Raw genomic sequence first — 13,327 nt, 5'->3', positions numbered from 1 at the left:
GCGGCCGGCGGCCTGCCTCGCGGGCCGGCACGATCGCGCCGGCCCGCCGGCCCGCCGGCCCGCCGGCCCGCCGGCCCGTCAGTCCGCCGGCCCGCCGTGCGTGCCCTCATCGCTCGCGCGCCCCTGCGGATCTCTCCCCGCCGTACGCGTCAGAAAGCCGCCGTCGGCCGCGAGAAGTCGTAGTGGACGTCGGTGAGCTCCTCCGAGGCGGCCCACAGGCGCTCGGCGTTCGCGGCGTTCTTGGTCCAGGGGGCGCGGAAGCACTGGGCGGGGGCGCCGCGCAGTCCGCTGCGCGGGCCGACGAAGGAGTCCGGCCGCATGTGCGGGGCGGTGGCCGCGCAGAGGGTGCCCAGGGCGCCGCCGGCCGGGGGCTGGGCGAGCGCGCGGTTGACCAGGCCGACCATGCGCTCGGTGGAGGTGCGGCCCTCCATGCGGACGCCCGCCGTCGCGAGGTTGGTGGCGGCGTATCCGGGGTGCGCGGAGGCCGCGACGACCTGCGAACCGGCCGCGGCCAGCCGCCGGGTCAGCTCGTGGGTGAAGAGGAGGTTGGCGCTCTTGGAGCGGCCGTAGGCGATCCAGCGGCGGTAGGAGCGCGCGCTGTTGAGGTCGCTGTAGTCGAGGTCGGCGAGGGCGTGCAGCATGCTGGAGACGGTGACGATCCGGGCGCCGGGGGTGGCGAGGAGCTTGGGCAGCAGCAGTCCGGTCAGCGCGAAGTGGCCGAGGTGGTTGGTGCCGAACTGCATCTCGAAGCCGTCGGCGGTGGTCCGGTACGGCAGCGCCATCACGCCCGCGTTGTTGATGAGCAGGTCGAGGCGGTCGCCGTCGAAGTCATCGAGGGCGGCGGCGAAATCCCGTACGGAGGACAGGTCGGACAGGTCGAGCGGCCGGAACTCGGCCTCGGCGGTGGGGACTTCGGACCGCAGCCGCTCCAGGGCGGCCATGCCCCGCGCCTGGTTGCGGCAGGCCAGCAGGACGCGGGCGCCGTGGCGGGCCAGTTCACGTGCCGTGGCGTAGCCGATTCCGCTGTTGGCGCCCGTGACGACCGCCGAGCGGCCGGTCTGGTCGGGGATGTGGCTGGTGTTCCACCGGGTCACGCCTGTGCTCCTCCGTACGGGGGCGACCAGCGTACGTGGGTGGGGCGGCCGGGACTGGAGAGGGGCAGAGGGTGACGGAGGGTGGCGAAGGGGTGCCCCGGGTCACTCGCCCTCGGCGAGGCGCTTGATCGCCGAGAGGCGGGTGTCCCAGGCGGCGGCCACCCGGTCCATCCACCGGGCGGTGACCCCCAGCCGCTCCGGTATGACCCGGTAGCGCGCCTCCCTGCCCTCCCGGTGGCCGGCGACCAGACCCGCCCGGTCCAGGACCCCCAGGTGTTTGACGATGGCCTGGCGGCTGACCGGCAGTTCGGCCGCCAGGACCGTGGCGGTCGCCTCGCCGTGTGCGGCGAGGGCGTCGAGTATCCGGCGACGGGTCGGGTCCGCCAGCGCGGAGAACACCTCCGCCACCGCGTCCGAGCCCGCACCCGCCCCGGAGTCCTGGCCCACGCCCGAAGCCGAGCCCTGACCCACGCCCGAACCCGCACCCGGACCCGAGCCCTGACCAACACCCGAGCCCCCACCCGAGCCCTCGCCGACTCCCGAGCCCCGACCGGCGCCCCCGCCCCCATCCGGGCCCCCGCCAGGGCTCGCACCGACTCCTCCGCCCCTCCTCATGCCGCGAGCTGCTCCGTGTACCGCCGGATGTTCTCCACCTGGGCGGACCAGCCTTCGCAGTGGCTCTCGTACCCGGCGGTCTTCCTGCGGTCCTCGGGGATGCGCAGGCCGGCGAAGCCGGTCTCCACCACGCGCAGCCGGGTGCCGTCGCCCTCCGGGGTGAGGGTGAACTCGACGAGGGTGGAGTTGCCCTCGACCGCCACCTCACCGGGGTGGGCGCCGGCCCAGCGGTAGGAGAAGTGGTGCGGCGGGTCCACCTTCACGATCTTGGTCAGGAACCGGCCGTACTCGCCGTGGTCGAGCTCCATGATGCCGCCCGGCCGCAGGTCGACCGGCGTCGGCTCGCCCTGGCCGAACCACGAGCCGACGTGCTCCGGTTCGGTGAGCACGGCCCAGACGCGCTCCACGGGGGCGGCGATGCTGATCTCCCGCTCGATGCGGTCGTGGGTGCCGCCCGCGTCGCTGTCCTTGTGCTGATTGCTGTCGGTGCTCATGGGGTGCTCCTCCTGCCGTGCCCAGCCGATGGCCTTACGTGCAACCCAAGAGTTGCATGTAGCGGCAGGAGGTGCAACCGATGGGTTGCGCTCAAGGCCCGGGGCGGCCGGGCCTCAGCAGTCGCGCGCCCCGCCCCGCGTCCGTACGGGATAGGCCGCCACCGAGACCTCCGGATCGTCCAGGCAGCCCCCCGAAGCCAGGTCGAAACGCTGCTTGAGCAGCGGTGACGCCACGAACGCCCGGCCGTCGGCCGAACCGGTCAGCCCACGGGAGAGGACCTGGGCGCCGGTGAACGGATCGCGGTTGGCGATCGCGTACGCCTGCCCGGCGCGGTCGACGAAGAGGGCGGCCTGGGTGCCGTCCGGGAGGAGTGCGGCGACTCCGCGCCCCGGGGTGAGGTCGTCCAGCGTGCACACCGGGACCCAGCCCTGCTGGGGGCAGCGGATCTCGACCGTGGCGGCCGGGGTGGCCGTGGCAGCCGTGGCGGCGGTCCCGGGGCGGGTGAGCGGGTTCAGTGCAGTGGTCATCAGGCAAAGGTCCCTTCCAGGGTGCGAACGGGCAGGGTCGGCCCGGCCAGCAGCGTCAGATCCGGCTTGACCTGGTCGCGCTCCGGTACGAAGCGGACCGACGGGTCCGGCGCGTCGGGCGCATTGACGAAGGAGACGAAGCGGGCCAGCCGTTCGGGATCGGCGAGGGTCTCGGCCCACTCGTCGCGGTAGTGGGTGACATGGGCGGCCATCAGGGCCTCCAACTCGTCGCACAGCCCCAGGGAGTCGTGGACGACGACGTCCCGTACGTGGTCGAGGCCGCCCTCGATCCGCTCCAGCCAGGCGGAGGTGCGCTCCAGGCGGTCGGCGGTGCGGATGTAGAACATCAGGAAGCGGTCGATCAGGCGGATCAGCTCGGCGTCGTCGAGGTCCTGGGCGAGCAGGTCGGCATGGCGCGGGTCCGCGCCGCCGTTACCGCCCACGTACAGGTTCCAGCCCTGGGAGGTGGCGATGATGCCGAAGTCCTTGCCCCGGGCCTCCGCGCACTCCCGCGCACACCCGGAGACCGCGGACTTCAGCTTGTGCGGGGAGCGCAGGCCCCGGTAGCGCAGCTCCAGCTCGATGGCCATACGGACCGAGTCCTGGACGCCGTAGCGGCACCAGGTCTGGCCGACGCACGACTTCACGGTGCGCAGTGCCTTGCCGTACGCGTGCCCCGACTCGAAGCCGGCCGCCACCAGCCGGGCCCACACCTGCGGGAGCTGGTCCACCCGGGCGCCGAACAGGTCGATCCGCTGACCGCCGGTGATCTTGGTGTAGAGCCCGAAGTCGCGGGCCACCTCGCCGATCACGATCAGCTTCTCCGGCGTGATCTCCCCGCCGGGGATGCGCGGCACGATCGAGTACGAGCCGTTGCGCTGGAGGTTGGCGAGGAAGTGGTCGTTGGTGTCCTGGAGGGCGGCCTGCTCCCCGTCGAGGACATAGCCGTCGGCGCCGACGCTGGGCGCGAGGGAGGCGAGGATCGAGCCGACCGTGGGCTTGCAGATCTCGCAGCCCTCGCCGTTCCTGGCCTCCGGGCGGCCGTGCGAGTCCAGCAGCGCGGCGAAGGAGGTCAGCCGCAGCGTCCGCACGATCTCGTAGAGCTCGGCGCGGGTGTGCGGGAAACAGCCGCACAGACCGGTGTCGAGGGTGACGCCGGACGCGGCCAGTTCGTCGTTCATCACGGCGGTCAGCGACTTGACGCAACTGCCGCAGCCCGTGCCGGCCTTGGTGCACTTCTTGACCTCGGGGAGGGTGCCGCAGGAGTGCTCGGTGACCGCGGCCCGCACCGTCCCCTTGGTGACGTTGTGGCAGTTGCACAGCACCGCGTCGTCCGGCAGCGCGGACGGGCCGAGCGCGCCGCCGCCCTCGGACGCGACCCCGGCGGGCAGCACCAGTTGCTCGGGCGCCAGCGGGGGAACGGTGCCGGTCAGCGGCCGCAGCATCCCGTACGCCTCGGCGTCACCGACCAGCACCCCGCCGAGCAGCTCGCCCGCGGCGCCGATCACCAGCTTCTTGTAGACGCCGCTGCGGGAGTCGGCGTAGACCACGTCCAGGCAGCCGTCGGTGGTGCCGTGCGCATCGCCGAAGGACGCGACGTCCACGCCGAGCAGCTTCAGCTTGGTGGACAGGTCCGCGCCGGTGAAGACGGTGGACGCTTCGGTGTCGCCGCCGAACCGCGCGGCGAGGGCCTCGGCCGTCACCCGGGCCATGTCGTAGCCCGGGGCGACCAGGCCGTAGACCCGGCCGTCCGGGGCCAGCGCGCACTCGCCGATCGCGTAGACCTCCGGGTCGCCGGTGCGGCAGTGCTCGTCGATGACGATGCCGCCCCGCTCGCCGACCGGCAGCCCGCAGTCCCGGGCGAGCTGGTCGCGGGGGCGGACCCCGGCGGAGAAGACGACCAGGTCGGTGTCGATACGGGAGTCGTCGGACAGGCCCATGGCGGTCACCGCACCGGCCTCGTCCGCGACGATCTCCTTGCCGCCGACGCCGGTGTGCACCTCCAGCCCCATCCCCTCGACGGTGCGGCGCAGCGCCCGGCCGCCGCCCTCGTCGACCTGGAGGGCCATCAGCCGCGGGCTGAACTCCACGATGTGGGTGCGCAGCCCGAGCCCGTTGAGCGCCCCGGCCGCCTCCAGGCCGAGCAGTCCGCCGCCGACCACCACACCGGTGCGGGCGTTCTCGGCGTACTCCTCGATGGCGAGCAGGTCCTCGATGGTGCGGTAGACGAAACAGCCCGCGCTGTCCTTGCCCGGGACCGGCGGCACGAACGGGTACGAGCCGGTGGCCAGCACCAGGGCGTCGTAGCGGACGGTCAGGCCGGAGCGGGCGGTGACCGTACGGGTGGTGCGGTCCAGCGCCGTGGCGGGGTCGCCGAGGTGCAGTTCGATGCCGTGCCGGGCCATGAAGTCCGGATCGGTGAGGCTCAGGTCGTCCGGGGTGCGGCCGGCGAAGTACGACGTCAGCTGGACGCGGTCGTAGGCCGGGCGGGGCTCCTCGCACAGCACGACCACCCGTACCCGCTCGGTGACACCGCGGTCGGCCAGCTCCTCCAGGAAGCGCTGGCCGACCATGCCGTGGCCGATGAGGACGAAGGTGGGGGTGCCAGGTGCGGCGTCTGGCGTGGCATCCGGGTGCGGCGGCATCGAGGTCATGTTCCTCAGCCTGCGGTCCGGCTGTTACCCGCCCGCATCTGCTCTGTTTCCCGTGCGGAACGCTGCCCTCATGGGCGGAACCGGCGCCGTGTGAGGGCGGCGGCCCCGCCGACTGATCAGTCGTTCAACCATTCAGCCGTTCAACTGCGCCGGGCACAGCCGCCGCGGCTGCGTGTCGCCGGCCAGTTCGGCGTCCACACAGCCGCCCGGCAGCCCGCCCACGGCCTTGGTGCCGAAGTTGGCGGTCACGGTCAGCTTGCCGTTGCCGAAGACCGTGCGCTGGACCGTGCGGTCGGCGGTCAGCCACCGGAACGAGGTCAGCTGCTCGGTACCGGCGGCGCGGTGCAGCGGCGAGAAGTACTTCTGCAGCGCGGCCAGCCCGGGCCCGTTCTTGGCGATCGTCGGGCCGTCGAGTGCGTAGTTGAGCGGGGTGTTGTAGAGCATCGCCAGCAGCGCCCTGGTGGTCTTCTGGGCCGGCAGCTTCTCGTACGACAGCTCCCAGCGCTCCACATTGACCAGCGAGCCGTGCAGGGCGGTCTCGTAGAGCGGCGCGCGGTACCTGGGGTCGTACATGGCGGTGGCCATCCGGCGGGGCAGCCGCACCGGCTTGAAGAAGGCGCCGGGGGCCTTCTCCGGGTAGTAGCCGCCCCACGTCTTCTTGTCGCGCTCCAGCTTCCACAGGCCGTCGTCGACCGGGGTGCCCGAGCCGTGGTCGTAGGCCAGGACCTTGTTGGCCCACGACTGGGCGGCCTCCGAGCCGAGGACGAGGTGCTGCGACAGCCGCCGCATCCGGGCCAGCCGGTTCGCGCGGTCGCCGGCCTTGGTCATCTCATGGCCCGTGCCGTGGTCGCGGAACAGCTCTCCCGTCGCGTCCACGTCGAGGAAGTAGCTGTCCGCGCCGTTGGCGACCATCGAGCGGGTGCGGTCGGCGAGGTAGTGCTTCGTCGGCTCGGCGTTCTCGAAGGCGCGCGAGCTGAGGTAGCAGCCGCGGTTGCCGAAGCCCGTCTCCGGGGTGCCGTCGGCCTTGCGGACACAGAAGTCGGGGAAGACCCGGCCCGGCCAGGCGGAGGTGGGGCTGTCGGCGGTCTTCGGGTCCTGCCCGTTGGCGAAGGTGTCGTACGGGCCGACGAGGTAGCCCGCCTTCTTGGCGGCCCGCACCGCCTGCGCGTTCATCGGGTCGGGGCCCGCGTCGTAGCCGAGCCACATCCGGTCCACGCCCAGCTTCTTCAGCGTGTCCACCCCGGCGGCGGTCCGGGCGTCGCCCCACACATAGGCGTGGAACGCGCCCAGCAGCTTGCCGTTGGCCGGGTTCCGCTCGATCTTCTTGCGCAGGCTGCCGAGTTGGCCGTGCTGGGAGAGGTAGGAGCGGTAGTCGGCGGCGGGGGCGACCGGGTTGCCGTCGGTGAGGGAGAACGAGACGTCGTAGTCGCGGGTGCCCTCACCGGCGTCGAAGGCGTGCGCGGCCGTGGTGCGCAGCCGGCCTCCGGTGGAGGTGAAGCGCAGCGAGGTGCCGAGGTCGGTGGGCGTCAGATAGCTGACCCCCAGCCCGCCACTGGCAGAAGCGCCGGGCCGGCCGGGCTCGCCCGACCCGCTCGACCCACCGGACCCGCCCATGGAGTACCCCCACAGCGGGAGCGCCAGCGCCTCGCCCATGTCGAGGGTGCTGCCGCCCAGTCCGCCCTTCTCGGAACCGGCGTTCCAGAACGCGTCCCGTACGGGGATGTCCAGGCCCTCGCCGCGCGGCAACTGGACGGCGGACGCGGCACGGTCGGTACCCGTCACCGGCCAGTCGACCGACCCGTCGCGGTCCGCCCGCAGCCGGATCCGCAGCCGCCCGCGCTCCGAACTCGCCGTCACCTTCAGCCCCTTGGCGGGGTAGCTCCAGCGCGCCCCGTCCGCCGTACGCGTCACCGGCCCCGGCTTCCCGAGGCCACCGCCGGCCGGCGCGGACAGCACCAGCTGCCGCCCGTCGTCGGTGTGCGCGTTCACGGCCAGCGAGGCGGTGTCGACGACGGCCGTGCCACCGGCGACGGGGAGCATGAGGCGGCTGCCCTCCAGGGTGCCGGCGGCGGCGCTGTCACATCCGGCGACGCCGAAGGTGGTCGCGGTGAGCGCGAGGGAGGCGGCGAGAACGCGGGTGGCACGGGGCCGTCGTCCCGTGGTCTTGGGGAGGTGGGGTTTCATACGTCAGTGAATAGTCACGGGGACTAAGAGAGTTCTAAGAGGCTTCCCGGGGCGCCGGCCCGACGACGCCGGGCGCACCGCGCCGGCCGAAGGGGCACTCGCCCGCAACGGACAGTCGGCCGAACGGGCGGAAGATGCCGCCCCGACCGCCGCCGGACCTCCGCCGCGGGAAGAACGAGGACATGAGGGCTTTTGTGCTCCGGAGGGTCGGTGAGGTCGCCGTCATCGAGAAGCCGGTCCCCGAACCCGGCCCCACCGACGTGGTCGTGCGCACCACCGCGGCCATGGTGTGCACCACCGATGTGCACACCATGCGGGGCGCGATGCCGGTCGCCCCGGATGTGACGCTGGGGCACGAGGCGGTCGGTGTCGTCCATGCGCTGGGCTCGGCCGTCGAGGGGCTGGCCGAAGGCCAGCGCGTCGCGGTGGCCGGGATCACGCCCTGTTTCCAGTGCGACTCCTGCCAGCGCGGATTCTCCTCGCAGTGCCAGGGACGGATGCTGGGCGGCGCCAGATTCACCAACCAGCGGGACGGCAACCTGGCCGAGTACTTCCTGGTCAACAACGCCGAGGCCAACCTCGCCCCGATTCCGGCCGCGCTCTCCGACCACCAGGCCCTGTACGCCACGGACATGCTCTCCACCGGGTTCGTCGCCGCCGAACACGCGGAACTCGCCCTGGGCGAGACCGTCGCGATCTTCGCCCAGGGCGCGGTGGGGCTGTCGGCGACGATCGGCTGCCGGCTCCGCGGCGCGGGCCTCATCCTCGCCGTCGAGTCCGTTCCCGCCCGTCAGGAACTCGCCCGCCGCTTCGGCGCCGATCTGATCGTCGACCACACCCAGTGCGATCCGGTCGAGCGGATCATGGAGCTGACGGACGGTCAGGGTGTCGACGCCGCCATCGAGGCGCTCGGCACCCCGCAGACCTGGGAGGCGGCCTTCCGGGTCACGAAGCCGGGAGGCCGCATCTCCAATGTCGGGTACCACGGCGAGGTGCACGAGCCGCTGAAGATCCCGCTGGAGCCCTTCGGGTACGGCATGTCCGACAAGCAGGTCTACGCCGGGTTCAACCGCGGAGGCCGGGGATGGCTCCGGCGGATCTTCCGGTTGATGGAGAACGGGAAGATCGACCCCACGCCGATGACCACCCACGCATTCCGCTTCGACGAGATCGAGCGGGCCTTCCGGATGATGGCCTCGAAAGAGGACGGAATCATCAAACCGCTGATTCACTTCGACGCGGGCGGGGCCTAGGCATTACCGGTATGTGGCGCGCATGGCTCGCGCGCCTCTTCACGGAACAGCGCTCATGGTTATCCGCCTCGAATGGTTCTCCGCCTCGAATGGTTCTCCCGCCCGAACGGTTGCGCCGGCTCGAATGGTTCGCGTGGTTCAGTCGAGCCACCGGGCGCCGAGGCCGGCGAGGTAGGAGAGGGACAAGGCCGTCGTGGTGAGCTGCAGCCCGATCGTCCCTCCGGCCCAGTGCGCGAGCAGGGTCATGGCGGAAGCCACCCAGATGCTCGTACACCAGCTGCAGCTGACCAGATAGGCCGGCTTGGATTCGTCGCCGAAGCGGTCGGCCACCCATGAGCGGAATCCCGCCGCGAGAGTGTCCTTCGTGAGGAATCTGGTGATGCGGCACGTCGCGCCGAGGGACAGCAGGAATTCCGCAAGGCTCATGAGATCCACCCCGTAACCGTGAATGCCCAGGCGGTCCGTCACTGATTGATGACGAGGATGGTGCCGATGCCGCCGACGCGCTTGTTGGCCGCATCGGCCTCTTGCCAGGTGTAGTACTGGCGCACGGTGCCGTCGGGCAGGTTCAGCTGGTAGATGATGACTGTCGGGCGGGCACCGCCGCCGCAATTGCAGGCCATGTTCCGCTCCTTCTGTGACGTCGTGCGATGAGGGGTGACGGCCCGGTCCGGCGGACGAGAACGCCGCGCCTCCGGGCCTATCCTTGTGCTCCGACAGCCGTCCCCCGTACTTGCACTACGGGGGACGGCTGTTCTGTCGGGTCGCTCATCAACTCCCTTGCCGGTCACGCCGGTCAGGTGAGCTGCGCTACGTCTCCGGCCGCGGTACGCGAGCCGTCGCCGGGCCTCAGGTGAGGCAGATGGACAGGGTGCTGGACGAGGAGACGCCCCCGCTGGTCGCGGTGTAGCCGGAGAACAGGACCTGCCCGATGTTGAGGGTGGCCGTGCAGCTGGCGTTGCCGCTCGCGTTGGCGACGGCGGTGCACACCACGGGGCCGGCGGGGCCGTCCAGGTGGAAGGTGACCGTCGCGCCGGGAGTCGCGCCGGTCGCGGTGAACGTGGCGGTGGCGAAGGCCCAGGGCAGCGGGGTGGCGTTGAGCCGGTAGCAGGCGGGCAGTGCCGTGAGCCCCGTCGGCGCGCCCACGGTCACGGTCCCGGTCCCGGAGGAGCCGGCGCAGGAGCAGGTGCCGGTGGCGGTGAGCACCGTGGCGGTGACGACGGTGCTGCCGACGGGCAGCGTGCTGGTGGTGACGGTGGCCTGGCCGGACGCGTTGGTGAGGCCGATGCCGAGCGGGCCGCTGGTGGTGCTGAACAGGACCGTCGCGCCCGGGACCGGGACGCCGCCACAGGTGACCGTGGCGGTGACGGTCACCGGCTGGCCGGTGGCCGGCTTGGCGGGCGTGGACGTCACGGTGACGGCGCAGCTCGGAGCGGCCCCGACGGTCACGGTCGCCGTGGCGGCGACACCGACGCAGGAGCACGTGGTGGTCGCGGCGAGCACGGTGGCGGTGACGACGGTGCTGCCGACGGGCAGCGTGCTGGTGGTGACGGTGGCCTGGCCCGACGCGTTGGTGACGCCGATGCCGACCGGGCCGCTGGTGGTGCTGAACAGGACCGTCGCGCCCGGTACGGCGACTCCGCCGCAGGTGACGGTGGCGGTGAGGGTCACCGGCTGGCCCACGGTGGGGCCGGCGGGCGTGGTGGTCAGGGTGACGGCGCAGTTCTGTGCCGCGGTGACGTTGACCGTTGCCGTGGCGGCGACGCCGATGCAGGTGCAGGTGCTGGTTCCCGCGATCACGGTGGCCGTGACGACATTGGCCCCGGCGGGCAGCAGGCTGGTGGTGAGGGTGGCCTGGCCCGCGGCAGTCGTGATGCCGACCCCCAGGGAACCGCTCGTGGTCGCGAAGAGCACGGTCGCGCCGGTGACGGGTACGCCGCCGCAGGTGACGGTGGCGGTGAGGGTCACCGGCTGGCCGGCGGCCGGGTTGGCGGGGGTGGAGGTCAGCGTGACGACGCAGTCCGACGCCGCGGTGACGGTCACGTTGGCCGATGCGCTGATGCCGATGCAGGTGCAGGTGGTGGTGGCGGCGATCACGGTGGCCGTGACGACGTTGAGGCCGGTGGGCAGCAGGCTGGTGGTGAGGGTGGCCTGGCCCGCGGCGGTGGTGACGCCGACACCCAGGGACCCGCTGGTGGTCGCGAAGACCACGGTCGCGCCCTCGACGGGGGTGCCGTCGCAGGTGACCGTGGCGGTGAGGGTCACCGGCTGACCGGCGGCCGGGTTGGCCGGCGTGGACGTCAGGGTGACCACACAGTTCGTGGCCGTGATGGTCAGGGTCGCCGTGGCGGCGCCACTGGTGGGGCCGGCCGCCGTCACCGCGCCCGCCGTGGTCGCTGTGAAGGTGACGCTCGCATTGCCGAGGGCGTCGGCGATCACTGTCTGCGGTACTGCCGCGTCGTACGTGAAGGTGATCACCTCTGCCGGTGCGGCACCGGTGACAGCGGCTTGGAACGTCTGGCCCACCGCGACGGACGACGGGGTGAGAGTGAGAGCGAGTGCCATGTTGGACAGCCCCTTTCGAAGGCTCCATGAAGGAGGTGGGGAGCTGCTGCACGCCGGCGGGCAGGGAATCGCCCGAGCGCGCACACCTGTCGGGGGTGCCCTGAAGAACATGACGAAGCCGCCTCACGCCGGCAGTCGTCCACGATCCCCCGACAGGGGATGGGCACCCCACCGTCGGTAGCACCGATTGAAGGCAACGGCGCGGCGCCGCGCTACGGGTTGAGCACCGGGTTACCCCTTATGGCGCAGCGCGCATCGGCGGCGCGTACCGACCCCCCGGCCGCACACCGGCATGACGACGGCCCCCGCCGTGCGGCGGAGGCCGGTCATCGGCAGAGCTTGCTGAGGGGACTCAGGCGGCGAACTCCCCGCCCTTGACGGCCCCGACGAACGCCGACCAGCCGGCGGCAGGGAAGACGAGCGCCGGACCGTCGGGGTCCTTGGAGTCGCGGACGGGGACGAGGCCGTGGGCTTGGGTGAGGGCGCGGGAGAATTCGATGCATTCCCCGCCGTTGCCTTCGCTGTAGGACGACTTGATCCACGTGGCCGCGGTGAGATCCAAGTCGGGGCTCATGCTCGGTACTCCTTCAGCAGAGTCTTGATTAGGGCCAGTGAGTGATCCGGGGACAGCGCATGCGCCCTGAGAAGATCGTAGTCGTCCAGAGCCGCGTCGACCGTTTGTGCGAGGTCGTGCATCCTGCCTCCTACCCGCGTTTCGGTGTAGAGCACCGTGGGGGATGCCGGGAATCGCAACACGGTGAAGGGCATCGTGGACGTAGCCGGAACCCCCGCTGAGAAGGGCATGACTTGCAGTTCGACATGTGGTGATGCGGCCACCGTCAGCAAGTAGTCGAGCTGCCTGGCCATGACCTCGACGCCGCCAACGACGGTTCGCAGACAGGCTTCATGAAGGATGACCCACAGGAACGGCGGCGGAGTGTCCAGCTCGAACACCGCACGTCGCCGTAGCCGCCCGGCAACCTTGTCCTCGATCGCCTCTGCACTTGCCCGTGGGTTGGATACGCGGAAGACGACTCGCGCGTAGTCCTCTGTCTGGACGATGCCCGTCACGAGGTTCGTCGAGTACGCCAATATCCGCGAAGCCTTCCGCTCCAGGTTGAGGTACGGAACGAACCAGCTCGGGTGATCCCCTTCGTCGATCCTCCGCAGCAGCCCCGTGAACAACTCGCCCGTACCGAAGGTGAGATCGCAGCCCTTGGCGAACTTCTCACTGGGTCTGGGCAGCAGGGTGCCGGACTCGACCTTGCACACATAGGCCTCGGAGTATCCCGTGGCCTTGCCCAGGTGCTTCTGGGTGAGCTTGCGGGCCAGCCGTACCTGTCTGATGTCACGGCCGAATCGCTGGAGCGGGTTCAAGTGCTGGGGCGGCGTTGTCTCGTCCAACGCGGTGACCTCTCGTCATATGCAGGCAGGCCGGCATCGCGGCAGTTCACGGACTTGAGCGAGGCCGGTTCAAGCGTCTCTGCTCACTTGCCCGTTGCGTTGTCGCGGTGACCAATTGGCTACACCCGGTATCCAACCAGGGGGGATCGGGCCATCCGTCACGAACAAGCCACGCAGCGCTGCGAGATGCGGGTGTGGCTCTCCGGTACAGGAGTTGTGGAGTGGACGACATGACCGACGACGGCGCGCGGCTCCTTCCGTGGGCAGGCCCGGAGGGCAAGCCGTGTTTCCTCCTCGGTGACGGCACCGGGTACGTGTCCCGGATCGCCGACGCCATGGAGGCGGCGCAGCTGGGGCTGGCCGCCGAGCTCATCACGGAGGCGCGCCGCGTCCTGGCGGGGCGGACCTGGACCTCCGGGGAACTGCATCTGCTGACCGTGGAGTTGACCGAGGCGCTCGTGGAGGTGCACAGGGTCGCGGAGAGCCGCGGCGCGCGCCTGGCCGTACGCGGCGGCGGGGACTGAGCGGCACCGCGG

Annotated in this window: 13 protein-coding genes; 2 read left to right on the top strand and 11 right to left on the bottom strand. The window is 71.5% G+C overall.

Features of this window, described 5'->3' with window-relative positions; genetic code table 11:
• Positions 1 to 149: 149 nt before the first annotated feature.
• From Scani_RS29045 to Scani_RS29020, 6 genes are all read right to left on the bottom strand, one after another.
• Positions 150 to 1,094 carry an oxidoreductase gene (locus Scani_RS29045; protein WP_159480757.1) on the bottom strand — a complete coding sequence of 315 codons (945 nt, stop codon included), beginning with the start codon at positions 1,092 to 1,094 and terminating at the stop codon, positions 150 to 152.
• Between the two features lie 102 nt (positions 1,095 to 1,196).
• A complete protein-coding gene (locus Scani_RS29040) occupies positions 1,197 to 1,502 on the bottom strand; it encodes an ArsR/SmtB family transcription factor (protein ID WP_030984596.1) in 306 nt (101 codons plus the stop codon).
• A gap of 203 nt (positions 1,503 to 1,705) precedes the next feature.
• Positions 1,706 to 2,203, bottom strand: coding sequence for an SRPBCC family protein (locus Scani_RS29035; protein WP_159480756.1), 498 nt, complete (start codon positions 2,201 to 2,203; stop codon positions 1,706 to 1,708).
• Positions 2,204 to 2,317: 114 nt separating this feature from the next.
• Positions 2,318 to 2,731 (bottom strand): nitrite reductase small subunit NirD, encoded by a 414-nt coding sequence (gene nirD / locus Scani_RS29030; protein WP_159480755.1) that lies wholly within the window; start codon positions 2,729 to 2,731, stop codon positions 2,318 to 2,320.
• Entirely contained in the window at positions 2,731 to 5,385 is a 2,655-nt protein-coding gene (nirB, locus tag Scani_RS29025; protein ID WP_159480754.1) for a nitrite reductase large subunit NirB, read from the bottom strand. Before nirB ends, nirD begins: the two co-directional genes overlap by 1 nt.
• Before the next feature lie 132 nt (positions 5,386 to 5,517).
• A complete protein-coding gene (locus tag Scani_RS29020; protein ID WP_159480753.1) occupies positions 5,518 to 7,569 on the bottom strand; it encodes a glycoside hydrolase in 2,052 nt (683 codons plus the stop codon).
• Positions 7,570 to 7,751: 182 nt separating this feature from the next.
• Between Scani_RS29020 and Scani_RS29015 the strand changes: the two genes are divergently transcribed.
• On the top strand, positions 7,752 to 8,822 hold the full coding sequence (locus tag Scani_RS29015) for an NAD(P)-dependent alcohol dehydrogenase (protein ID WP_159480752.1): 1,071 nt from the start codon (positions 7,752 to 7,754) through the stop codon (positions 8,820 to 8,822).
• Between the two features lie 138 nt (positions 8,823 to 8,960).
• On the opposite strand, the gene Scani_RS29010 is transcribed toward Scani_RS29015, so the two are convergent.
• The 5 genes from Scani_RS29010 to Scani_RS28995 form a co-directional block, all read right to left on the bottom strand.
• The gene (locus Scani_RS29010) at positions 8,961 to 9,248 is read right to left on the bottom strand and encodes a hypothetical protein (protein ID WP_159480751.1); all 288 of its coding nucleotides are present in this window, start codon (positions 9,246 to 9,248) and stop codon (positions 8,961 to 8,963) included.
• A gap of 38 nt (positions 9,249 to 9,286) precedes the next feature.
• Complete coding sequence (locus Scani_RS40095; protein WP_167538153.1) at positions 9,287 to 9,445, bottom strand: DUF7196 family protein; 159 nt, start codon at positions 9,443 to 9,445, stop codon at positions 9,287 to 9,289.
• Positions 9,446 to 9,671: 226 nt separating this feature from the next.
• Positions 9,672 to 11,387 (bottom strand): Ig-like domain repeat protein, encoded by a 1,716-nt coding sequence (locus Scani_RS41840; RefSeq protein WP_281392047.1) that lies wholly within the window; start codon positions 11,385 to 11,387, stop codon positions 9,672 to 9,674.
• Between the two features lie 352 nt (positions 11,388 to 11,739).
• Entirely contained in the window at positions 11,740 to 11,961 is a 222-nt protein-coding gene (locus Scani_RS29000) for a DUF397 domain-containing protein (RefSeq protein ID WP_159480749.1), read from the bottom strand.
• Complete coding sequence (locus Scani_RS28995) at positions 11,958 to 12,791, bottom strand: helix-turn-helix domain-containing protein (RefSeq protein ID WP_159480748.1); 834 nt, start codon at positions 12,789 to 12,791, stop codon at positions 11,958 to 11,960. Before Scani_RS28995 ends, Scani_RS29000 begins: the two co-directional genes overlap by 4 nt.
• 230 nt (positions 12,792 to 13,021) lie before the next feature.
• Between Scani_RS28995 and Scani_RS28990 the strand changes: the two genes are divergently transcribed.
• Complete coding sequence (locus tag Scani_RS28990; RefSeq protein WP_159482437.1) at positions 13,022 to 13,315, top strand: hypothetical protein; 294 nt, start codon at positions 13,022 to 13,024, stop codon at positions 13,313 to 13,315.
• Positions 13,316 to 13,327: the final 12 nt, after the last annotated feature.

The sequence above is a fragment of the Streptomyces caniferus genome (assembly GCF_009811555.1).
Taxonomy (GTDB): Bacteria; Actinomycetota; Actinomycetes; order Streptomycetales; family Streptomycetaceae; genus Streptomyces; species Streptomyces caniferus.
The sequence above is the reverse complement of the archived record's forward strand: the minus strand, read 5'-3'. Positions and strand labels throughout refer to the sequence as shown.